This is a genomic window from Oceaniferula marina (genome assembly GCF_013391475.1).
Taxonomy (GTDB): Bacteria; Verrucomicrobiota; Verrucomicrobiia; order Verrucomicrobiales; family Akkermansiaceae; genus Oceaniferula; species Oceaniferula marina.
The window spans coordinates 45714-69319 of record NZ_JACBAZ010000004.1; the positions used below are offsets into that span (position 1 = coordinate 45714).

The following is a 23606-nucleotide window of genomic DNA, read 5'->3' on the forward strand; positions in this document are numbered from 1 at the left end:
AACAAATTACAAGATCTACGATTTGTTATAATAGCGGATCAACAACTGACGGCTTAGCACAGCACCATTATGAATGAAAAATTCGAGGATCTCATGAGACCCGACCAGACAAGGAGGCGTCTCGTGTCTTGGGATGAAGATATGCCAGATGTAGTCCAGTGGATCAACCTACTCAGCGCCTTATGTTTCACCTCCATGTGCACGATTCTGGGAGAGCACGAATCATGGGAGGATGTTGTATTTGTATTTGTCTTTTTCGGTATGATTCTCGGTTCTGTGATTTTTCTTATGGGTCACGGGTTTTGTATCATGTGCGGTGGTAAAAGTGCTTTTTGGCTTAGCACGGGTTTGTTCTCAGTGCTCTTTCTGATACTGCTCTATACCGCATACTCGGTCTACGATCTCAGTTGGTTGATTTAGAAACTTGGAGCACATGAAATCCGTGACACATGGCGCTACGCGGTGCGCTCGAACTGCGTTCTCATCCATCACCCGCCCACAAAAAAACCCTCCTTTAGGGAGGGCTTCTTGAAGAAATGGAGCCGGTTGACGGATTCGAACCGACGACCTACTGATTACAAATCAGTTGCTCTACCAACTGAGCTAAACCGGCTTTTTCTTGATGGGTTTTTGTTTTGGCCTGCGGCGATGTGCCGAAAGCGGCGCGAGTATTTCCAATTTTGCCTGTTTGGCAAGTTTTTTTGACAGAAATGCTCTGGAATATTTATCGGCTAGGATTAGTCTGCCATTCATGACCGTAGGCATACCCAAAGAAATCAAAACCCAAGAGCATCGAGTGTCCATGATCCCTTCATCTGTAGGGGAATTAACCCGCCGGGGACACCGCGTTCTAGTCCAGACCCAGGCAGGTGCTGGAGCCAGTTATCCGGATGAAAGCTATCTGGCCCAAGGAGCTGAAATCGTCGGCACCGCCGAGGAGGTCTTTGCCCAGAGCGAACTCATCGTCAAGGTGAAGGAACCCCAGGCGTCCGAGGTCGCCATGCTCAATGAACAACACACTTTATTCACCTACCTGCACCTCGCTGCGGACAAACATCTCACCGAAACCTTGGTCGCCTCTGGCTGCACAGCCATTGCGTATGAAACCATCGAGGTCAATAACCGCCTTCCGCTGCTCGAACCCATGAGTGAGATCGCTGGCCGGATGTCATCGATCGTCGGCAGCTACCATCTCGCAAAACATCGTGGCGGGCGGGGCACCCTACTCGGCGGTGTTCCGGGTGTGGCCCCGGGACGCGTGGTGGTCATTGGTGGTGGAACCGCCGGGGTGAATGCAGCCCGCGTAGCCACTGGCATCGGAGCAGATGTCAGCATTCTGGAAGTGGATTTCGACCGGATGCGCTTTCTCGACATCACGATGGAGGGGGCTCACACGGTATTTTCGAATGAAGCCAATTTATCGGACCTTCTCCCTCGGGTTGATTTGGTGATTGGAGCGGTTCTGGTTCCCGGAGCGGCAGCGCCGAAACTCATCACCCGCGAGATGCTCAAAATGATGCAGCCCGGTAGTGTCTTTGTGGATATTGCTGTGGACCAAGGTGGTTGTGCCGAAACCACCCGCCCGACAACCCACGACGAGCCGACGTATTACGAAGAAGACGTCCTGCACTACTGCGTGGCCAACATGCCTGGTGCTTACTCCCGCACCTCGACTCAGGCCCTGAATAATTGCACCCAGCGCTGGACCACACTGATCGCTGATGAAGGTGTGGCAGCCGCTTGCAAAATCCGTCCCGAACTGCTGGGCGGTATTAATTGCACCGGAGGAAAACTCACCTGTCCCCCGGTGGGAGAGGCCCATGATCTGGCATCCGTCGATCCGGCTGAACTGATTACGGGCTAAAGCTTTAACCGCGGTAATAACAGCGGAGGATTGGGGACAATCCTCCCTACTGTTACGGCTGCAATCAGAGAACGACGTGTTGCGGTGGATTAGCGCAATCCATCAAGCTTTGTGCGGTCTCGCTGCCAGTAGCCAGAGCAGTAAGGCACTGACGAGAATGGAGGACAGCCCGATGTGCAAGACCTGCGCAATGGGTAAAATTCCGACCTGGGACAAGACCAATCCCAGCACCATCTGGGCCAAGACCATACCGAGCACCACACGCTCGAGCCACGCGGCTCCCGACTGCACCCTGAGACCCCGCAAAAAGAACATACCGGCAACCAGCAAGATCAGCCACGACCCGCTGCGGTGCACCAAGTAGACCGAGCTTTGTTCAAGCTCCGCCACCCATTCCGAGCGCGGTGCCATTTCATGGCTTTGCTTCAAGGCATCGGTTTTCTCCCGGATCTGGGACCCCAGCACCCCTTCCGCAAGGACAAGGGCAAAAAGCACATAGCCAAGCTGCCGCATTGCCTTGAGTCCACGAGCCCGGGGAAACCGCCACGGCTGATCACAACCACGCCAGGCCACATACACCAGCAGACAGAGCTGGAGAATGGCTAGCGCCATGTGCAGTGTGATGATTCCGGGTTTCAATCCACTAAACACAATCTGGGCCCCCATCCAGGCGTTTACGCCAAGCAACACCATGGCCGATGTCGCCACCAGGACTACTCGTTTGCGCTTTTTCCACTGCCACCAGGACCCAATAAACGTCCCCAAGGTAAGCAAACCCACTGGTAGGGACGTCAGACGGTTGATGTATTCCACCCAGACGTGCGTCGCATTAAATTGCGCAATCACCGACTCCCGGGTGATGGTTTCCGGAGCGATACCGTGCCGGGCCGCTCGACGGCGGTATTTTTCAATGTCGAGTTTTTCCGGGTCGATCTGATCCGCACTGGTGGGGGGAATCAGGCAGCCCCAGCATGTAGGCCAATCCGGACACCCCATCCCCGAGCCGGTGGCCCGGACGATGGCACCGACAAAGATCAGCACCATCACCGCTAAACAGGCCGCCATGGCCACTTTTTGGAATCGACTCACGCTCTGGTGATAATGGATCGACCGCCCCCCCGCAAGTATTCCTCGTATCATCGGATGATTTATTTCCATTTTTACTTGGTTTTCCGATCGATCCACCTCTAGGTTCCGGCATCATGTCGTCACAAGCCACCAACGTCCGCAGAGCGGCGGTTTCAGCCCTCCGAGCATGGGCCAAAGGCCACGCCTATATGGACTCATTGATTGAGCGCCATGCCACCCGCAACCACCTGAGTCGGCAAGACCGGGCTCTCCTGCAATCCATCGTCTCCTCCGTGTTACGCAACCGGAGACTACTCGATCACTGGATCGGCAAACTCAGACGGGGAAAACTCGACCACGAAACCCGCGACATCCTCCGCGTGGGTGTAGCCCAACTCCTACTGCTCGGCATCGCCGACCATGCCGCCGTCAATGAAACCGTCAATTGCGGCAAAGCCCCGGTCCGAGGACTGATCAATGCGGTCCTACGTCAGGCAATCACCAGGCGCAAGCGACTGATGGAAGAGCTCGACGACCTTCCTCCCGCGGTCCGACTATCCCACCCTGACTGGTTATATAAACGCTGGAGTAAAACCTATGGCAAAAAGGAAGCCGACTCCCTGATGGCGTGGAACAACCTGCCAGCCCCGACACTGGCACGGGTCAACCCACTCAAAGAGGGTGCCCGTGAAGCGGTCGAATCCTACGATCATGCCAAGCCGGTTGATGGATTGGAAAACTATTTCGAAATTGACGGCCCACCGCCGGGAGACTGGATGAAAGAAGGGTACGTTTACATTCAAGACCCGGCCACCCGCCACTGTGTGGACCTGCTGAACCCGCAAGCGGGAGAATCCATTCTGGATGCCTGCGCCGCGCCCGGCGGAAAATCCGCCCTGATCGCTGCTGCCATGCACAACCAAGGAGAACTTCTCTGCACCGACAGCAACTCCAAACGCCTCCCCCGATTGGAAACCAATCTGGAACGGCTCGGGATTGATATTGCTGCCGTGCAGGCACACGACTGGACCCAGACAGCCCCTGAGGAGTGGCTGGGGAAATTCGATGCCATCCTGCTCGATGTCCCCTGCTCCAACAGCGGCGTGATGCGTCGGCGACTTGATGCCCGATGGCGACTACGCGGTGAGAACATCGTTGAACTCACCGGTATTCAGTCACAGATTCTGGCCAATGCCCTGCCCTGTCTCAAACCAGGCGGACGGTTGGTGTATTCCACCTGTTCCATCGAACCGGAAGAAAATAGCGATCTGATCAGAACATTCCTCACCTCTCACCCCGAGTGGCAAATCGAAGAAGAACATCAAGCCCTCCCATTCCGGGACGGTAGTGACGGCGCCTATGCGGCGAGAATCTCACGGATACCATCCTATTAAGCTCTGGACAGCCATGAGGGATACCCGATCCCGCTCGCTCATCGGCGGCTGATTGAGGCCAATCAGCCCTACCGAACATCATACCTCAGGCGGCTGATTGAGCCAATCAGCCCTACCGAACATCATATCTCAGGCGGCTGATTGAGGCCAATCAGCCCTACCGTGCATCATGTTCCAGTTAGCATTGCACAATCTTCCGAAGGATAATCTGGACGTCCTAAATCATTCCCTCTAGTCTCTGCCGCAAGATGAAATCCTGTCTCAGCCTGATACTCGCCCTGGTCATTGTTATTGGCTTTGTCGGCACTGCCATATTCCTTTGGTATGGAAGTTCAACCACCGAGTTCAGCGAAGGTCCGTTCACTGACACTCCCGTCGAAAAGAAATAGATTGCGGTAAAAGGCAACTCTCCGACTATGGCCGGGCACGATTCGCAAACGGGCTCTCCGTTCAAAACACTCTGCTTGTTCGGAGGAACCTTTGATCCGATTCATCTCGGCCACACCCACATTGCCCAGGCCGCGGTCGACAGCCTTGGGCTGGATCGCGTTCTTTTTCTACCGTGCGGGCAGTCACCGCACAAAGCAGGCCAAAAACATGCCGATGCACACCATCGCTTGAAGATGTGCCAACTGGCTACCAGAGATATCGAATGGGCTGAAGTTGACGACCACGACCTGACAGCACCGCCCCCGTCGTATTCGCACCGGCTCGCCGGGACCATGGCCAAACGCTACCCCGGAGCCCGCTTGTTCTGGCTGATGGGGACCGATCAATGGAAGGCGTTCCCCCACTGGCACCGCCCGGACGAACTCGCTCAACTCGTTGAATTTATTGTTTTCAGCCGTGGTGAGCCCGCCAAGCCTCTAAAAAACTATCGCCTGCACACCATCCACGGGGATCATCCGGCAGCGGCAACTCAAATCAGGAATACTCCGAAGGCGGCAAAATCCTGGCTTCACCCTGCGGTTTACGATTATATTCAGGAGAACCGGCTCTACCAGCATGGGAATGAGCAAAAAGCTGGTGAAGCCGATGATTGACGTATAATAAAATTAACGCTTATATGCTTTCAGCCCGTGATCATCAGGATCACGACAGTTCACTCCACCATTATGAAACCAAGCATCACCGCCCTTCTTCTCACCCTCGGCCTGGCATCTCCCATGTTTGTGCATGCCCAGGACGCACCTGCAAAAAAACCGGCCAGCCTTGAGGAAATCAACCAGGAGTTCAGCAACCTCCCGAAAAAGACACGTGAGGAATACGCTCAGAAAATCATCAAGGTGCAAAACCTCTTCAACCAGAAACGCATCTTTGATGCTCTGGAAAAAATCGACGAACTCGACAAAATCTACCCAAACCACCCGGCAGCGCTCAACATCAAGGGAGCCTGCTATGTTGAAATCCGAGCTTTTGACAAAGCCAATGCCATTTTCAGCGAAATTCTCAGAGTCTCGCCAAACAATACCAACGTCCTCTTCAACCTGGCCGAAGTCGACTTCGTCACCAAAAATTGGGAGTCCGCGGAGAAGCGGTTCGAAAAAATCATTCCTCTGCTACCAAAACAGAACAAGGCCATGATCCGCCTGTGCGAATTCAAACTCCTCCTCTGTAAACTCAAACTGGACAAAAAAGAAGAAGCCCTGGCACTCAAAAACAAACACGACGCCTGGGACGATTCCCCATTCTACTATTTCTCACGAGCCGCCATCGCCTACGATGCCGATGATAAAATCGGTGCCGAAAAAGAACTGCGCAACGCCCGCTACGTCTGGAAAAACGATGCCGCCCTGGCCGCTTGGCAGGACACGCTGATTGAATTCGGCTACATCCGGAGCTTTTACGGTGGCGACACCGAAGAGTCCCAGGAAGACTAGAGCGTAGAGGCCAGCAAAATCGGCCAGAGGTCGATTACGCTGGGTTGAGTGGGTAATCAGTGACCCGCTCAAATCCAATGCCGTAGGTTTTGGCAATCTCAGGCGCGTCCGATGCCTGATAAACGTCACGGTAATAGATTTCCTTCACGCCATAGGCGCAAAGCGTCTGCATGCAGGCAGTACAGGGCATCGTGGTTGAGGCAATGATTTTCACCTCGCCGCGTTTGAACAAACTGCAAAGGTTGACTTCCGCGTGCAGCATGAATTTCTGGCGGCCTTCACGGTCGTCCCAAAACCCTTCCGGAGCTTGAAACCCCGGGGCGAGACCATTATAAGCCGTCCCAATCACCCGGTTGTCAAAGTCCAACGCGGCGGCCCCCACTTTGCGAAAGGGATCCTCGGACCTCAGGCTCGCGACGTGGGCCAGCGCCATCGCATACTGGGGAATGGTGATGCGGTCATTTTCTACAGCGAGGTCTATCTGCATAGACAAGGTCTGGCATAACTGGCATTATCTTGTCGAGCGCATTTGCCATGGATGACCAAAAACGATCACGATTCAACCGCCGGAACTTCATCCGCGTTACCGGCATGGGTGCGATCGGGGCCTTCTCCTACGCCCGGTGGGTAGAACCGCGGCTGCTGACCGTGACCGAGCGGGACATCCATATCCCCCGTCTGCCGTCGGCCTTGGACGGCTTGCGTATTGCCCAACTCACCGACTTCCATTACCAGCCCGAGCATCAAGACCAGCTCATGGCCGATGCTGTCGCCACAGTCAACGCAGCCAACCCCGACCTGATCTGCCTAACCGGAGATTTTATCACCCAGTCTCCCGACGCCCTCGCGCCATTGATGGAGCACCTCTCCAGACTCAGATCCAAACATGGGATTTATGGCATCATGGGAAACCACGACGGCTGGAGCGCCTCGCCTTCACTTTTCCAAAATCACTTCCGCAAGGCTGGTCTCGAATTCCTACTCAATCAGGGAAGCCGGATCAACATTGGCGGAGCTCCCTTATTCATCTATGGCACCGATTCGATTTGGTCCGGGCGTGTCCATCTCCCGTCATGCTACGGTGGACACAGCCCGTGCGATCCGGTTCTGGCACTGGTTCACGAACCGGACGTCTTTGACATCATCAAGCGAGACCACCGTGTCGACCTGCAGCTATCCGGGCACACCCACGGTGGTCAGTGCCGGGTGCCCTTACTCGGCTACGCACCGGTGAAAGTGAGATACGGAAGAAATTACATCTACGGGGACTACCAGGTCGGGGACTCGAGCATCTTTGTCAGCCGTGGCCTGGGAACCGTCGGCACAACCGTGCGCTTTGCCTGCGCACCGGAAGTTGCCATCCTTACCCTACGCTCCGAGGAGATCTCGTGAGGGCCCCATGAATACCCCCACCCCCAGGAACTTGACAGCGGTGGATTGAGGTCCACCCTACCAATCGTCATTGCTTTTTCTTCATTTGTTCCAGACGGGATTGAACCCAACGGGCATCCTCTGTCATCCCGTGTTTCACGTAAAAGGCATTCAACTTTTTGTAACGACTCAGTGGAGAAAAGCCAATCACCCGATGGAGCTTGCGCAAACAGACCGGGCACAGATGCATCGGTGCAGCATCTGCCTCCTGCAAGTGATTGGCCCCATTCATATTACAATGATAGTAAATACAGTGCCTCACTCCGAACATATGACCGGTCTCATGAGTGAGCACCTTGGCAGCCCGTTTAAGAAGCACGCGGTTTTGTTCCTCTCCCATCACCGAACCCTCGTCACCACTCTGCGGTAGATAACGGGCGAAGCTAAACACCCCGACTCTGGCACGGTAGCGGGCCTGACCAAACACAAAGTTCCAGCTTTCATCCGGATAGAGATCCGTCATCGTCACACCTAACAACGAGTATGCATTATTTGGTATTCGGGCTTGTAAATCATCCAGCACATCTCCGGTCAGCCACTGCTTAAAGTCTCCGTTCTGCCGGCTAGTCACTTTCCCCGGTAATCTCGCAGGCAGCACTACCACCTTCATCGGGTAATAATACGCCGCTGTAAAATCACGCAAGGCCTCCAGCGATGGCGAGAGCCTCTCGTCAAACTCTCCGAGCGGTTGGATATAGAGAACCCGCCTTTGCTGGTTAATTTTGTTATATCTCGAGCCACTGTATTGCCGGTAGGTCTGCCCTTTTTCCGGATGCTGGGACACCCAGTCATTAAAGCCAGGCTCAGGAAAAGAGGCGAAGCTACGATCATCGCCAAACGCAACCCGCATCTCATGGTCCAAGCCACGAAGAGAGCCTACGGCCGCCTTGCGAGTTGAGGCATCGGGCACTTGGAACTCAGCTGCCACCATACTGGTAAAAACGATGACCAGCAGTGAGCACAACACTGCCAACCCGAGGATTCCGATATTTGTCCGATTCATTTCGATACAGATATAACGCATTTCATCATGACTTTCTAAGCTAAAATTTGACTGTCTATCATTTTGCTCCACCGTTATACCCATGGCTGTCAGCCTCATCGGGTCACTGATTGTCACCCGATCCTGTTATTCTTTCACCCACATTGTGCCATCCCGTGTCTGAGCAAGAAATATCCGTTAACGCGCAACATGCGCTCCATGCCATCCTCGATGGTCAGCTCACTGCTCAGGAAACCGCCACACTGGCGATGCAGTACATCAAAAATCAGGAAGAGGAAATCCAGGAACTCCACCAGCACGGCGCCGGCGGTCTGGAGATAGCCGAAGCCCGGTCAAACCTACTCGACTACGTCCTGGATATTCTTTTTCGTGCGGCCATTCGCAGGCAGGAAGGGAAAACACCGACGGTCAGTCTGGTCGCACAGGGTGGCTACGGCCGGCGACAACTCAATCCATCCTCAGACCTCGATCTTCTGTTTCTGCTGCCAAAGGCATCACACAAACTGCCCAAACCCATATCCACCTTGATTGAGGAAGTTCTCTACACCTTGTGGGACTGTGGGTTTAAAGTTGGCCACGCCTGCCGCTCGATCGGTGAATGCATCAGTGAGGCCAAAGCTGACCAACAAAGTAAAACCGCTCAGATGGACGCCCGCCTGATTTCGGGGGATGACAAACTCTTCGATGACTTCACCCGGAAGTTTGAGAAAGAATGTGTGCAAAAAGGCCAGGAAGATTTTTTTAACCTGAGACGTGAAGACCTCAGGCGGCGCCATAGCAAGTACTCCCACACGGTGTTCCTTCAAGAACCGCATGTCAAAGAAAGCTGCGGAGGTTTGAGGGATTATCAAAACGTCCTCTGGGTTGCCCGTGTCAAGCGCGGCTTCAAATCGCTCGAAGAACTGGTCGAGGCAAAAATCATCACCAATAGCACCTGCCAGCAACTTCAGGCGGGGTTCGACTTTCTACACCGAGTTCGCAACGAACTGCACTATGAAAACGGGCGCTGCACCGACACCCTGACGCTACGCCTGCAAGGAGTGGTGGCAAACCGCTTTGCCTACCCCCAAAAAACCATCTTACGCCGCTGTGAGTTTTTCATGCGCGACTACTACCGGCACACCCGGGCCATCTACACCCACAGCACCTCGCTGATGGAATACTTCGAGATCGAAAGACAGGAACGCAAACCCCAAGGGCTGCTCAGCATCCTCCCGTTTCGAACCAAACAAGCGAAAGCCGAAAAGTTCGATGGATTCATTGCCCGCAACGGCCGAATCTCCCTCGCCTACAAAGAGGCATTGGAAGAAGACCCCAACCGCTTGATGCGCCTCTTCCAACATTGCCAGCTAAAATCACTCGAGCTCAGCCCTCAAGCCCGGCGCTACATCCACCGCGCAGCAAAAAAAATCGACCGCTCGTTCCGCTACAAACAAGCCAACCGCGAAACATTCCGCGCCATTCTCGAACGCAAGGGAGAGGTCGGACGTATCCTTAGGCTGATGCACCGAACCACCGTGCTCGACAAATACCTTCCCGAATTCGGAGCTCTCGACTGCTTGGTCCAACACGAATTCTTCCACCGCTACACCGCAGACGAACACACGCTTCGCTGCATTGACCAATTAGACAGCTTGGTCGATTCTCCGGATGAAACCGACCGTGGGCGCAAACTCTACCGCAGACTCTTACACAACATCCAGGATCCCTACGCACTCTATCTGGCACTCATCCTGCACGACACCGGTCGGGCTGAAAATGTTCGCGAGCACATTGACGGCTCAACCATTCTCGCGGATAAAGTCTGCCGCAGGCTCAGAATCTCAGGAGGGCGCCGAAGCCTGATTATGTTTCTCGTCGACCACCATCTCACTTTTTGGCGCTATGCCACCAGCCGGGATTTATCCGACATCACCGTGATCGAAGAGTTTGCCAACATCATGAAAGACAAGGCCAATCTGGATGCACTGCTGCTGTTCACCTGGGCCGACTCTAACGGAACCAATGAAGAGGCCTGGTCGCCATGGAAAGAATCCCTGATGCTTCAACTCTATGAGGCAACCCGCCTCTGGCTGAGAAAAGGTAAGGAGCACTTCAAAAACACCCTCACCGACAATAAAGACGAACTGCGAACCCGCTGCCGTAAAATTCTATCCAAGTCCTATCACGAAGAGATGGAGCGGCACTTCGAGCTGATGCCCAATGCCTATTTCCGGTTCAGGGAACCGCGCAATATCTCCATTCACATCAAGTCCGTTTACCAATTTTTCAAACGCAACGCAAAATCCAATGGGGCCTTTGAATGTGACATGCGTTGGATCGACCGCTCGGACCGATCCCACACCGAGCTTGTGGTCACCGCTTGGAACCGTCCATTGTTCCTCGAAAAAGTTTGCTGTGCGCTGGCATCCCAGGAAATCAACATCATCGGCGCGGATGTTTACACCCGGCTCGACGGCGTGGTCTGCGATATTTTCCAGGTGTGCACCGTCGACCACGAACCGGTGACATTGGAACGTGATCAAAAGCGTGTTCTGGAAACATTCCGGGCCATCAATCAGGATCCGGATCCTCAGACACATTACGACCCAAACCAATACCTCAAACGTAAAACCAATTTCCTCCGGACCGATGTCTCTGAAGGTGGGATCCCCTTCCCCACCCGTGTGCATATCAGCAATGATTTGAGTGACACCTGCACCGCCATTGAAATCCAAGCTCTGGACAGGATCGCCTTACTCCACGATTTGTTTTATGCCGTCGACCAGTTAGGGCTAGCCACCGTACACGCACGTATTTGCACAGAAAAAGGAGCCGCGATGAATACCATCTACGTCACCTGGCCGGATGGCAGCAAAATCATCAATGAAGAAAAGCACGAGGAGATCACAGAAAAACTCGGTAAGCTCATCAGCTAATCACGTATGCTCGCATAAGAAAGATTCAGGAACCCGTCGCCCATGAACATTTCAGTCTATATTGCCATCTCAACCGACGGTTTTATTGCGCGCGATGATGGAGACGTCAGTTGGCTTGATTCCTTCAATCAGGATCCTGAAAGCGACTACGGGTTCGGCACCTTTTTTGCATCGGTGGACTGCCTTGTCATGGGTCGAAAAACCTTCGAGAAAGTACTTTCATTCAACGACTGGCCTTACGCAAACAAACAGGTAGCCGTTCTTAGTCAGCGAGGCACAAGCATCCCTGACACATTATCCGACACCGTGGAGTGCATGCATGGAGAACCGGAAGAAATCGTCAACGATCTTGCCAAACGGGGATTCAAACACCTCTACATCGATGGCGGTGAAACCATCAGGAGGTTCCTGGCCTCTCATCTGATTGACGATCTTATCTTAACCAGAGCCCCCCTGCTGCTCGGGTCGGGCATCTCACTCTTCAACAGACTTGAAAAAGAAATCCCGCTCAAGCATCTCGACTCAAAGTCATTTTCCAACGGACTTGTTCAGGATCATTACCGAATCCAAAAAACAAAGGTAAAGATCACCTAGCATACATACCTTTCGGCTTGAATCTTGAGGGAACAAGCAAGAACGATCAATCCTTAGCTCAGCGAAAAGTTAGAAACCGGTCCGATTTCAGACTTCGCCCTTTAACAGTCGCTGATGTTTGGCATTCAGCTCACGAAGAGATTTTTTATTTGCAGGTTTCGCTTTCAAACTTTTTGTTAGTTCAGCCAACACGGTTCCGTAAAACTTATCCAACTGTTTGCCTTTTTTCTTACTGACCACCACTTTCCGGTCATCGGAAAAGGCATCCAACAAGCTTCTCAACCATGTTTCCCGAGCATCTCTCGGACCAGGAAACGATGCCACGGTGGCAATCCGTTGACTGAGTCTAGCTTGCGCGCGTTTCATATTCTTCCGCCCTTTGGGTGGCTTTGCCAAAAACCGTGTTAGTTCAGCAGAGATATCAGACTGCACCGTTGCCACGCCCTCGATCCGGCAACGACAACGGTCAAGCATCGCAGTGAGATGCACATCTCCGGATTCGATCAATCTATTGAGTCGTGAGGATACAAGTTGTAAATCTTGCTTGGAGAAACGATCGAGATCACGCAGTGCGATCACGGCCATTTGCTCCTGCCCGATATGCCGTAAGGTAGCGATTTTACTCTCGGTAGACGACTTGGGGTTGATCTTGTCCTCTCCCAAGTCTGCTGATGCATCCCGGTCTTCCTGACGCTCCCTCTCAGCTTTCACACTGAGCTCTCGGTTGAAGGAGTCGAACAGAGCCACGAGTTCGGCACCGGATCTTGAATCCTCCGCCAACACGTACCAGGCTTCGATATTATATGGGTTGCGTTTTAGCGCACTCAGTAGCAGAGCACGACCAGTTTTCAGCCGCAGGGGTTCAGGCATGGCTCGATACATGTGCAGTGCAATACGCGTATCAAGGAAAGAATCCAGTCCGGCGTTCATCGCCTGGGCAAGGGCAAAATGGTACTCCGAGTATACGGAAAATTTCCCGCGACTTCTCACCTTCGGTTGATCGGCAAAAAGCCAAGGAGCCGTGGTTTTATCAGGTCCACCTGTGGCGGCCTGACCAACCGCCGCCAAATATTCACGCCGCTCATTCATATCGTAACGGACAATACACGAGTGACCAGGCTGCCCCGCTTTCACAATCGGCACACCAAGGGAAGTCAAGGTTCCGTTGGCAATCGAGCTCATGGTGCCGCAAACGCCCCCCGTGGTGATCGTGGACGGCCAGGAGCTCCAATGCCATGGGCTCGGTTCCAAGGAGCGATCCACACCAACAGGGAAGCGGTTATATGGCCCGTATGTGTGGAGCCGCTTTCCTCCGTGTTTCCCTTGGTATTTTTCCCAAATGTGTTCGGCTTCATCCAGAGGCCAGGTCATACTCAAGGGCATGAGTATCGGCCATGGCGACTCTTTGACCGGATAGAGCGGCCAACGTTGCCCATCCTCCAAGCTGAGTTGCGACGCCGGAGTTTGGTATATTTTATCCAAGAAAACCAGATACTCGGACACCCGTGGGTAGTCACTCCGCTTCGCCGGACGCAGCTCCTGAGCCAGCATGATACTGCGCAGAACTCCAGGTAGTGCCCGCTCCGCCTTTTTCACTCCTGCTTCGGTCAAGATGGCTTCCATTGCCTTGCGGTGGGAATCCTGAACGTAGGCATCCTTCAAAGGCAATGCGTGCTGCTTGAGATACGCTGATATTTTATCCGTTGCGGCATACTTCTCAATCCCACCTGCCTTTCTGGTCCCGGCAAGGTAGGCTTCAGGCTCCACGCCCTTCGCTCTGGCTTCGTCCCCCCACTCGTAAAGCTTGGCAAATTTCAAATTCACGGCAGCACCGGCAATCGCCCCCACTCCGATACTACGGCGAGCCACAGCGGCCCCCAAACAAAACTGTCGGTAGCGCTGGAACATCTCATCCCCGAGTTCTGTGCGCAGCTGGTCCAGATTTATCAAAATCCGGGGATCAGCAGGTGAAACCGATGCGTAAACAGCCAATCGAGCATCCTCATGCGCATCCACCCAGGCCACGGTTTCAGCTGAAACGCTCTTCCCCGAGGCCTTCAATGCGGAAAGCATCTCGGTTCTGGCTTGGGCTATAAAAGCATCGCGGATTTGATCGCTCCACTTCCCCTTGGCCGCCAACACCTCCACTTCCAAGCTCTGGCTCATTGCTGGCTTGTTCTTTACTGAATCCGCGGCCGACAAGTCACCTTGCCCCAACAAAACTAGACAAGAAACTCGCAAACATTTCAAAAAAAGCTGCTGTTTCTTTGGCCCTTGTAAATTGTCCATCACCCAGTGTGAACGCCGGAGACGAGGTGATTCTTACATCGATTCATCGTCAATTTTCCTATCTCAGCCGAGTGAGTGAACTGTCACATGCTTGCTGTGTCTTGGTATGCCACATGCTATTGATGCCGTGTATGTCTCAATCTACACTCAAGAAAGTCGGATTCCTTCTCGACATGGATGGTGTCATTTACCGTGGAAATGAACTCATTCCAGGGTCTGACACCTTCCTAAAAAAGCTCAAGTCCCTCGAAATCCCCTACATGTTTCTCACCAACAACAGCCAGCGAACGCGCCGGGATGTTGCATTGAAACTCACCCGGATGGGGATCGAAGCCAAACCAGAGGAAATTTTCACCTGCGCCATGGCTACCGCTCGCTACTTGGCACTCAAAAAACCAAACGGAACCGCCTATGTCATCGGAGAGAATGGCCTGACCGCGGCCCTCCACCAAAACGGCTACACGGTCGTCGATGACGAACCCGATTTTGTTGTCGTCGGGGAGGGACGGACCATCAACTTCGAAATGATTGAAAAAGCCGTCCGCCTCGTGGCCAAGGGAGCCTCCCTGATTGCCACCAACCTCGATGCCGTCTGCCCCACGGAACAAGGTATTCGCCCGGGCTGTGGTGCCATTGTCGCCATGATCGAAAGCGCCACAGGAAAAAAAGCGTTCTCCGTAGGAAAACCAAGTCCAGTGATGATGCGTATGGCTCGAAAAGAGTTGGGGCTCAGCACGGATGAAACCATCATGGTTGGGGACACCATGTACACCGACGTGCTCGGAGCCGTGCAGATGGGATACCGATCCGTGCTCGTCCTGAGTGGCCACACCGAAGAAAAAAGCATCAGCAACTACGCCTACGCACCCGACCTTGTGGCCTCCTGTCTCAACGAGATCCCGGAAACGTTTTATCTCACCCACGGGTAGTGAGCCGCAAAAGATCCATCACACGGCCCGGGGGCCGGGTCTCTCATCCACCAATCCCATCTCCCTGGCGCGATCCATGGGGATGGGTTTGGCTTGGCACTGCTCCTGCCACCCCGGGAAATTCCAGTAATTGGGAAAGCCCTTACACTGCTCCGGCTTGACCGGGTTGATCCGGCAGTTTTTGCCATCTAGCATGATGCACTCGTGGTTCTCCTTTTCGATCAGGGACAATCCGCTGCGATTGGTCCGCAAACGAGTAAACCGGTCGATGAATGCCTGCGTCTCCATACCGAGAAATGCCGCAATCTTCTCGATTTCCCCGGGTTCGACCCGAACATCACCAGGCCACTTGCAACAGACCGTACATCGGTCACATTGGTACCACACTTCGGGTTCCTTTGATACCTCGGATTCCATCGTCATACGATCCTGAGATCAGCCGCGGAGCTTTTTTCAATCACCCGACAAGCATCCAAACGCTACGATGCTGGGATTTTCAGTTTTTTGCCAATACCGATCATCGTCCCACTCATCCCATTGGCGCGTTGGATGGCGCTGACCGAGGTTTTGTAGCGACGTGACAAACCATACAAGGTGTCCCCTTTCTTCACCGTGTGATAACGGGAAGACGAGCGGGAGCTGGAAGAACTGCGCGTGCTGACAGTCTTGGGCTTCGAGCTTGTGCGAGTGACTCCTTTGGGCAGGGACTGCGATGTATGAGAAGCTGTGCTCCGAGAGGTCGTTGGACTGGTCGATGAGGATGGCCGAGGCACGGTTTTTACCACTGAGCTACTGGTCGTGCGAGGAGCGGCAACGGGAGTTCCCCCTGTAATCGATTTATGGTATTTATTGATCTTTGCCAGATACGCCTGCCACTTGGCTCCCGGATGTCCGTTATCGAGAAGAAAATGCGGGCAATTTTTGTGCTCGACGGCAAGCCCTTTGCGGCGCCAGTGGTAATGTGGAACCACCTTGCGCAGTGGGATGTTGTGTTTATACATCAACCAGGCCGTCAGTTTGGCCGTGCGCTCCAAGGTTGCCCGGCGGCTATTCCCCCGGTTTTCGCACATTTCAATCCCGATACTGTAGTTGTTCCCGGGTCCGTCAAAATCAGCGTGCTCACCTTGTTCGTTGGTTGGCAGATGCTGCACACAACGGTACTGGTCCACTGAATAGTGCCAGGTGAGGTACCCGATGCGGTTTCCACCGCGGCGCTTACGGGCTCTGAGCTTCCCATTGTTCAAGGCCAGCGAGTGGCGCCAGGCATCGGCGCTAGGAGAATAGTTCTGGGTACTGTGAATCGTAATGTAACGAGGATTCATCCGTCGCGTCACCTTCCGTCCGTGACGCCCTTTCGGGATATACGACTTTTTGACATTCGCCTCGGCATACAGCTTCGTCGGGCTTTTTTTGGGTTTGGAGGGAACAAACATCCCGCCGGTCGAGGCCGTCGCTCCGTAATCCGACCCTGCCCCCGACCTGTCTTTCTTTGTCAGGGACGGTTGGGATGAGCAAGCCGACCAGGTCAACGCAGCCAAAACCGCGCCAACACTCCAGAGCCAAGTACAATTACCCCATTTCATGCCGGTAGTATACCGTAAACTTAACTTAACTAAAGAAATGTTTTAAAAAAATTTGTCATCGTCCGGGCCGCAAGGAATTGCGATGATTAACACCACCCCCCAACATAAAGGCAGGTCAAAAATACCGCCCGAAAGGACATCATTTACCAGCCAGCTGGTATGATGAAATGGCTTCAACCACTTCATTTTCATCATCGGTGCAGAGCAGGTAATCTGCGTATTTTTTCCCCTCTGCCAATTGCGAGATACAATCAAAAAGCATGGTGTCTTGCTGATAGCGCTGCTTACCCAGGAAAACCATCGGGCTCACGTAATCGAAGGTAACGTAGTGGTTTTGGGTGGCATCCATGAAGATCTCCTGAGTGGTGCCGGCACTTCCAGGGGCATAGATGATCCCGTAATGGGAAATGGCGAGTAAGCCATCTTCCCGAATACTATTGGAAAAGTACTTCGCGATTCGGAGTGAAAACAAATTCGTGGGTTCATGCCCGTAAAACCAGGTGGGAACCGCCAGACTTGAGCACCCATGTGGATGCATTTCCAGCACTTGCTGGGCTCGCTGCACATAATGTTCATCGGTATAGACTGGAGCTTCACAAAGAATTTCCAGAGCTTCATCCAATGCCTCCACGGATGAGTTCCCCATCCATGCTCCCAGATTGGCGGCCTCCATGATCCCGGGACCACCGCCGGAAGCGATATAATAACCTCTCTGGGTCAACGCTCGGGCAATCAGAGCGACCTTGCGGAAATACGGATCGGTCCGAGGCGTGCTGTGCCCCCCCATGATGCCGACCACTTTCTTTTTACCGTCATTTTCAACCCTCCCTTCAAGCAAATCGCCCAAGGCGTCATCGATTGCGTGGTCATGGATTCGCTGGGCCATTAATTCAAGCACATCGGCCTGGGTTCTCCCTTGCTCGTGGAAATGATCGTAAATCCGTTTATCCCGGCTGAGGTCCTCCTCGTGGGTCCAGCCCTCCATCAATTCCTCACGAGAATACAAGGCGTGTCGATGAGGGTGGTAGGGCAAACCCGGAATGGTCGGAAAAATCAAAGCTCCTTTTTTCCGCAAACTCTCGAGATCCACGCCATCGGGGAAGCCACAACCAAGGAACACCGCTCCCTCACAATCAACTTCGGACCAATCCAAATCCTGGAGCCTAAGGTCCAGGCCCTGAACCACCGCTCCCTTGAGCTTCCCATGCTGACGACGAAATGCAGCAATACTATCGATCTCTCTCAATACCTGACGTCCCATAATGTTTCTCCCGTTTTCTCTTTTAAGATGAAATCACCTCTTCTTTCAAAATCCCGACATAGGGAAGATTGCGGTAACGGTCCTGATAATCCAACCCATAACCCACAACAAATTCATTCGCGATGACGAAGCCGGTGTAATCGGCCTCTTTCACCGTATCCCTCGGAATGTCCTTGGCCAGTAAGACGCAGGTTTTTACATCCTCCGCCCCTTGATCCTTCAGCTTTTTCGTCACTGCCTCCATGGTCAGGCCAGTATCGAGAATATCATCCAGCAAGAGCACATGTTTACCATGAAGGTCCGGCTGATGGTTATCGAGGAAAAGCACCTCCCCACTACTCTTCAATCCACCATGGTAACTGGAAACATTAAGCAGTTCAAACTCCATCGGCAAAGGGATATGGCGGATCAGGTCCGCAACGAATAACACAGCTCCTTTCAACAAGGCCACGGCCACCATCGGCTTCCCCTCAAAGTCTGCAATGATCCTTTCGGCCAACACCACCAGACGGCGACGAATCACATCCTCATCAATCAGAACCTTCTCTATATCCTCATGCATGGGTCGAACCCTAGCAAAAAACGGGCGGGCTTCCAACCGCCATCCTGATCAAAACACCAAAAAGATCGGGAGAGGGATCAAAAGCGCGATATCAGCCAGAACCCGCTGGGCGTTTGCGGAAAAATGGTCACGATAATGGTTCACCCCCTGCAATACAGCTGCCGCAACCATCACGGCATAATAAAAAGGTTTGGAATATTCATCCGCATACATGGCGGCAAACACCAGGGAGCCTCCGGCAAGCACAATCAAACCAAAGGTCAGGGTGGACTCATGCCCATACGCGGTTTCTTGATCCGGAGCCGATTCCGCTCGCTCCCATAAATCAATGGCGGTGATGTTCATCATACAGAGCAAACCAAAGATAAGCATTTCCCGGCACTGGTGGAAGATCACGAGTAGTGTCCGAATCACCATCCAGCCAAAATTCCAAATGGCGTCAATCAATCCTGTGTTCCTCATGGCGTACACCACGTCATTAAAATCCGTCACCAATAAGCTCGCGTTGGCCGCATTCACCGGAATCCCCACCCCCATCGCAAAAATCATCCCCGCCAAGAAATTCTTCACAAAGGGGACATCGCGCCCTTGAAAAAAGGCCACCAAAAAATACAAACCACATAACATGATCGCCACCAAACCGGCTGAAAACATCGAGCGGGGTAACACATACAGGGCCTGGTACATGCAAGCACTCCCAATCCCCAGAACCAAGACCACCAGCAACCACCTCCATCGCCAGTGAAACGCATGTCTGGGCGAAGACTCCCGGATATCCGGATGACTCCAACCATCAAACAATCGGTCGGCCACATACACACACCAGATAGCGGCCGGAAGCACCCACCACGCGGTCGGGTGCACATACTCCACCCTCAAAGCCCGGGCCAACATCCACATCCACGCCACCGCCACCAGCGGAGCGTCCAGGCTCAACAAATTGGGCAATAACCAGATTGGAGGTCGATTCTTTTCCATCGGTGTTCTTCCTTCTGTCGCCGCCCGCGAGTTGGGGAATCGACCGTGCGACGGGAAGGTTTATTCGAAATTAGTGTTGGTGACCGTCATGGCCGTCTTTGGCTTCAGCCGAGGAGTCCTTGGTCTTTTTATCGGCCTGTTCATGACCTGAATGATCTTTTTTATCACCATGGGTATCATGCCCGCCATGACCGTGCTCTTGCACAGGGTACAGGCGCTTGGTCCCCTTCTCTTCTCCTTGATCTTCCCACTCATGACGTTCACAGGAAATGAAGGAGAACAGACCGACGATAGCGAATGCACTGATGATGATTTGTTTCATGTCAGGGGTTTCCATACCGCATCCCGACAGGAAAGCAAGGCGACATTACCCCGGAATTTTGGCTATTGCGTCAGTATCCCGGATTCGGGCGCGTCCCAGCGAATCCTCCATTCCTCCTGCCATACCGGAAACCATCGTTTTTCATCTGCGAGCTTCCCCAGCGGTGTCTGCCCACACCTGCGAACCAATGCCTTGTAATAACGATCCGCCCGCTCCGGATCCTGAGCGGCAATCCACATCCCGGCCTGCCAAAACATCGCTGCCGCCCGAGGGTCCTGCCGGGGCAGCAGATGAGCAGCCTTCCATGCCAACTCCCCTGCATCATAGTAGTGAACGGGGGTCATCGTCGTGACGGAGCGACCATAGCGCTTCAAACGATTCAACTCCCCCGCGCTCATCGAGGGCACGGGCTCGGGCACATCAAAAGAATGGTATGGCTCCATCAAGCCGGCCGCCACCGCCCGGGGGTATGGTCGGCATCCGTTACTCAACCAGAACAAGCGACGCCCATAAGTCACGTGATCTTCGGCTACGGACCATAGGAGCTGGGCACGTTGTTCTTTCGGCAAGGACTCGTCCATTGCCCGGCGGTATCGCTCAACATAAGAATCGAAGGCCTTCCAATCAGCCTCCGGCAAATAAGTCCGGGCATTTTTAAAATACCGCTCACGAGCAAGTCTACGTCCCAACAACCGGGACAACCATTCGTGACCAGCGGCATCTTGAATGTTTTGTTTTCGAACGTATACCAACAACTCCTCAACCCCCATCAACGACTCGGCAACATAGGCAGCATCACTCATGAAGCCACCATCCAGAAACGCACGCAACGCCTCCGCATATTTTTCCTGAGCCAGCAAAACCGCCGCATAGTCACCGTAGGCAAATGTCCGGCGCTGGCGGAGCCACTGCTTCTTACCCGAAGTGGCATAGAACTCGCTTTCCCAAATTTGCTCACCACCATCCTGCTCGGGATCGATCAAAGCAAGATAGGATGCAAATGACTTTTCAGCCTGTGCAAAACGTCCCCCCTTGGCCTCCAATTTACCCTTCACCCAGTAAACGTCCGGATTCTCTTTCGCAGCCAGAGCCGCGTATCGCAAAGCCTGCGCATCCATCCCCGCCTCGTAAGTCACCCGGGCAAGCACCCCCGCCATCTCTTCAGATTGAGCGACTTCATGCCCATCCAAGACTTTCAGCCATGCATCCGCCATCGACTTGGAGTCTTCCGAATCGTCACCCCAGCGCAAGCCTGAGGCGATCAGCTTACAGAGGTAAAGAGAAAAGGCCTGCCGGCGTTCAGGCTTGAGAGCACACATCTCCATCATCGCCTCCCCATCCTGTTGCAAGCCCAAATTCAAAACCAATTTTACAGCTCGAGCCGCTTCGGCGGCATCCAAATCCCCCGACGCCCCCATCTCAAGGTACGTATCCAGCGCCAGTGCATATTCACCACTGAGATAGGCAAAACGAGCCCTCCACCCCTGCCGATTTTTACCGATCTCCAGGCTGTCGTGAAATCCTTCATCCAGCGACTTTTCCAACTGTTTAAACCAACCCAGCGATTTCCCTGGCCCCGACGACGTTTTTGCCAGCATCCAATACGCCCAACTGGTCCGGTACATGCGTTCATCACCGGGCAGTGCCAACAACTCAATCCAAGCACGCCGGGCTGCAGCGCTATCGCCTCGATGGTAGGCGATCGCCCCCTCAAGATAATGTTGAAATTCACGTGGCAACTCCTTGAGCCAAACATCCAACTCCCACTTCTTTTTTAAGGCAGCGAAATCCTGATCCTTCAATTGATCAATCCCCTGCATCTGCAAACGGCACCGACAATAAGCATCAAAAAACTCATCGTTCAAACCGGGAGCTGCAGCATCCAAATCCAGCTTATCCACCTCCAATGTCCGGGATCGCTGAGCATCCAATTGCCAGAGCCCCTTCTCCACAGCCGGAGGAGGCTCATTGGCCAGAGGAAACATCGAAGACAAGGCCGTAGGTGATGCTTGAAACAACTTATTCCCCCAGCCCAGCATCCGAATCGGATACTCAGGGCTACAGGCCCACACCATGCCCCAACCTGCAAGCAACGAAGCGAGCCACGCCCCCTTTCCTTGCGACCACAACCATTCCTTAGCCATCATTTATTTACTACTCGTTGCATTTTTTACATCTGTCAGAAAAAATCAAATCATTCCCGGCATTCGATGATTCGAAACCCGGCCTCAGGCTGAACATGATAACGGAACCAGGCCACAGCCAAAGACGTTCCCGGCGGCATGGGCCGAGGGTCTCCCCCCTGCCACTTCAGCACGGCCTTTGAGTCGCGCTCCAAATGAGACACCTTGTATGCTCCCATACCATCAGAAGTAAGGCAATAGCCGGACAACCACGAAACCTGAAGCACCCTCGGCAATTCAAGATTGGCCACGGTCTTGTTTTCCAGCTTGAGTAGATACATCCCATCATCCTGAGGTTCCATTTTCATCGACCATTGCTTTTCAACCTCCATCCCCTGCATCACACGCTGCAGGCTGGCCCAAGTCCAATTCATCGACTCACCGTCAACCGGAAGTCGATACCAGATCACGCCGATCATGGACTCAGGTCGGCTCTCTTCCCATTCCCTAACCAAAGATGCCATTTCTTGGTGATCCGCTCCTCTCAATTGATAGGTCACCCCCTGCCGCAGCTCCTCCCCCTCGGAAACAACATCCAGAATCCCACCATCCACCCCTACCCCCACAGCATGACGATACGTAGGTAAGGCAATCAAAAAAGGAACCCCCAACTCACCACACTGCCAAGCTGCCTCACGCGCCAATTCAGGATCACACAGCCGCTGTCCGCCCCCATATCCTAACAAGCCATGCACTTGCATCACATACCTGTCAGCATACTCCACCAACGAACTAAACCCGTCCCGCCCCAACCAGTCTGGCAAACACGTCAGCTCGAGCCGATGATCAGGAAACGCACGGCGAAGAGCAGCGCACAAGCGAACATAATCCGAGAGCTTGCCAGAGGGACAGTCGTAGTCGATTTGAAAAACAGAGGTCATCCCGGCATAGTGGCCCAACAAAGACACAATCCGGTCACAACTTTCCCGGTCCCAGGCGGATATCGAAGCTCCGGAGGCAATCCGGACGGCTAGTGAAACCTCGTGACCACGGGCATAGGCCTCCGGATCTGCAAACCGTTGAACCTCCCACGAACCATCACCTTTTCGATCCACCTCAGCCACTAATACACAAACTCCGTCGAATTGTTCGGCCCGTTCCTTGACAGCAGCCCCCACCGGATCAGTCCACACCCGCTGCCAAACATAGACCTCCTGCGCCATCGGTTGAAGCGGCGACGTTTTATTGTCCTTTAGAAAAACCAAAGATCCGACAAGCAAACAGACCAGAAATCCAGCAACTGACAGCGTCCTTGCTCTTTGCTTATTTTCTATCGCCGCCGATCTCATGATTGCCATTCAAACACCTCCCCTTTCTAGCGGCTGAAACCCTCAATGCAATCTGGGA

At 53.5% G+C, this 23606-nt stretch carries 22 protein-coding genes and 1 tRNA gene; 10 read left to right on the forward strand and 13 right to left on the reverse strand.

Going from position 1 to position 23606, the window contains the following annotated elements; genetic code table 11:
* Positions 1–69 precede the first annotated feature (69 nt).
* On the forward strand, positions 70–420 hold the full coding sequence (locus HW115_RS10405; RefSeq protein WP_178932637.1) for a hypothetical protein: 351 nt from the start codon (positions 70–72) through the stop codon (positions 418–420).
* Positions 421–537: 117 nt separating this feature from the next.
* Here the strand turns inward: HW115_RS10405 and HW115_RS10410 are convergent.
* Positions 538–613, reverse strand: a tRNA-Thr gene (locus tag HW115_RS10410).
* Positions 614–751: 138 nt separating this feature from the next.
* Between HW115_RS10410 and ald the strand changes: the two genes are divergently transcribed.
* Positions 752–1864: an alanine dehydrogenase gene (gene ald / locus HW115_RS10415; RefSeq protein WP_178932639.1), complete on the forward strand. Its 1113-nt coding sequence runs from the start codon at positions 752–754 to the stop codon at positions 1862–1864.
* A gap of 102 nt (positions 1865–1966) precedes the next feature.
* On the opposite strand, the gene HW115_RS10420 is transcribed toward ald, so the two are convergent.
* Positions 1967–3004, reverse strand: coding sequence for a COX15/CtaA family protein (locus tag HW115_RS10420; protein ID WP_227021428.1), 1038 nt, complete (start codon positions 3002–3004; stop codon positions 1967–1969).
* 62 nt (positions 3005–3066) lie between these two features.
* Here HW115_RS10420 and rsmB point away from each other — a divergent pair, with 62 nt between their 5' ends.
* From rsmB to HW115_RS10440, 4 genes are all read left to right on the forward strand, one after another.
* Positions 3067–4326 (forward strand): 16S rRNA (cytosine(967)-C(5))-methyltransferase RsmB, encoded by a 1260-nt coding sequence (rsmB, locus tag HW115_RS10425; protein ID WP_178932643.1) that lies wholly within the window; start codon positions 3067–3069, stop codon positions 4324–4326.
* 248 nt (positions 4327–4574) lie between these two features.
* Positions 4575–4715, forward strand: a complete 141-nt coding sequence (locus tag HW115_RS10430; protein WP_178932645.1) for a hypothetical protein — start codon at positions 4575–4577, stop codon at positions 4713–4715.
* 27 nt (positions 4716–4742) lie between these two features.
* Entirely contained in the window at positions 4743–5369 is a 627-nt protein-coding gene (gene nadD / locus HW115_RS10435; protein WP_178932647.1) for a nicotinate (nicotinamide) nucleotide adenylyltransferase, read from the forward strand.
* A gap of 72 nt (positions 5370–5441) precedes the next feature.
* On the forward strand, positions 5442–6206 hold the full coding sequence (locus HW115_RS10440) for a tetratricopeptide repeat protein (protein WP_178932649.1): 765 nt from the start codon (positions 5442–5444) through the stop codon (positions 6204–6206).
* A gap of 34 nt (positions 6207–6240) precedes the next feature.
* Here HW115_RS10440 and HW115_RS10445 read toward each other — a convergent pair whose 3' ends face one another.
* Positions 6241–6693: a deoxycytidylate deaminase gene (locus tag HW115_RS10445; RefSeq protein ID WP_227021429.1), complete on the reverse strand. Its 453-nt coding sequence runs from the start codon at positions 6691–6693 to the stop codon at positions 6241–6243.
* 47 nt (positions 6694–6740) lie between these two features.
* On the opposite strand from HW115_RS10445, the gene HW115_RS10450 reads away from it, so the two are divergent.
* Complete coding sequence (locus tag HW115_RS10450) at positions 6741–7598, forward strand: metallophosphoesterase (protein ID WP_178932651.1); 858 nt, start codon at positions 6741–6743, stop codon at positions 7596–7598.
* 67 nt (positions 7599–7665) lie between these two features.
* Here HW115_RS10450 and HW115_RS10455 read toward each other — a convergent pair whose 3' ends face one another.
* Positions 7666–8640, reverse strand: a complete 975-nt coding sequence (locus tag HW115_RS10455) for an archaemetzincin (RefSeq protein WP_178932653.1) — start codon at positions 8638–8640, stop codon at positions 7666–7668.
* 155 nt (positions 8641–8795) lie between these two features.
* Here HW115_RS10455 and glnD point away from each other — a divergent pair, with 155 nt between their 5' ends.
* Positions 8796–11558: a [protein-PII] uridylyltransferase gene (glnD, locus tag HW115_RS10460; protein WP_178932655.1), complete on the forward strand. Its 2763-nt coding sequence runs from the start codon at positions 8796–8798 to the stop codon at positions 11556–11558.
* Positions 11559–11600: 42 nt separating this feature from the next.
* Positions 11601–12152 carry a dihydrofolate reductase family protein gene (locus HW115_RS10465; protein ID WP_178932657.1) on the forward strand — a complete coding sequence of 184 codons (552 nt, stop codon included), beginning with the start codon at positions 11601–11603 and terminating at the stop codon, positions 12150–12152.
* Between the two features lie 87 nt (positions 12153–12239).
* On the opposite strand, the gene HW115_RS10470 is transcribed toward HW115_RS10465, so the two are convergent.
* The gene (locus HW115_RS10470) at positions 12240–14318 is read right to left on the reverse strand and encodes a hypothetical protein (protein WP_178932659.1); all 2079 of its coding nucleotides are present in this window, start codon (positions 14316–14318) and stop codon (positions 12240–12242) included.
* Positions 14319–14572: 254 nt separating this feature from the next.
* On the opposite strand from HW115_RS10470, the gene HW115_RS10475 reads away from it, so the two are divergent.
* Entirely contained in the window at positions 14573–15370 is a 798-nt protein-coding gene (locus HW115_RS10475) for an HAD-IIA family hydrolase (RefSeq protein WP_227021430.1), read from the forward strand.
* Positions 15371–15388: 18 nt separating this feature from the next.
* Here HW115_RS10475 and HW115_RS10480 read toward each other — a convergent pair whose 3' ends face one another.
* The 8 genes from HW115_RS10480 to HW115_RS10515 all read right to left on the reverse strand — a co-directional run bounded on the left by HW115_RS10480 (position 15389) and on the right by HW115_RS10515 (position 23422).
* Positions 15389–15793, reverse strand: coding sequence for a YkgJ family cysteine cluster protein (locus tag HW115_RS10480; RefSeq protein WP_227021431.1), 405 nt, complete (start codon positions 15791–15793; stop codon positions 15389–15391).
* Between the two features lie 56 nt (positions 15794–15849).
* Complete coding sequence (locus HW115_RS10485; RefSeq protein ID WP_178932663.1) at positions 15850–16953, reverse strand: N-acetylmuramoyl-L-alanine amidase; 1104 nt, start codon at positions 16951–16953, stop codon at positions 15850–15852.
* Between the two features lie 139 nt (positions 16954–17092).
* Positions 17093–18214, reverse strand: coding sequence for an LOG family protein (locus HW115_RS10490; protein WP_227021432.1), 1122 nt, complete (start codon positions 18212–18214; stop codon positions 17093–17095).
* A 22-nt stretch (positions 18215–18236) separates the two neighbouring features.
* Positions 18237–18776, reverse strand: a complete 540-nt coding sequence (hpt, locus tag HW115_RS10495; protein ID WP_178932666.1) for a hypoxanthine phosphoribosyltransferase — start codon at positions 18774–18776, stop codon at positions 18237–18239.
* A gap of 48 nt (positions 18777–18824) precedes the next feature.
* Positions 18825–19754, reverse strand: coding sequence for a hypothetical protein (locus HW115_RS10500; RefSeq protein ID WP_178932668.1), 930 nt, complete (start codon positions 19752–19754; stop codon positions 18825–18827).
* Positions 19755–19824: 70 nt separating this feature from the next.
* Complete coding sequence (locus tag HW115_RS10505; RefSeq protein ID WP_178932670.1) at positions 19825–20076, reverse strand: hypothetical protein; 252 nt, start codon at positions 20074–20076, stop codon at positions 19825–19827.
* A gap of 62 nt (positions 20077–20138) precedes the next feature.
* The gene (locus HW115_RS10510) at positions 20139–22223 is read right to left on the reverse strand and encodes a hypothetical protein (RefSeq protein WP_178932672.1); all 2085 of its coding nucleotides are present in this window, start codon (positions 22221–22223) and stop codon (positions 20139–20141) included.
* Between the two features lie 47 nt (positions 22224–22270).
* Complete coding sequence (locus tag HW115_RS10515; RefSeq protein ID WP_178932674.1) at positions 22271–23422, reverse strand: DUF3142 domain-containing protein; 1152 nt, start codon at positions 23420–23422, stop codon at positions 22271–22273.
* Positions 23423–23606 lie beyond the last annotated feature (184 nt).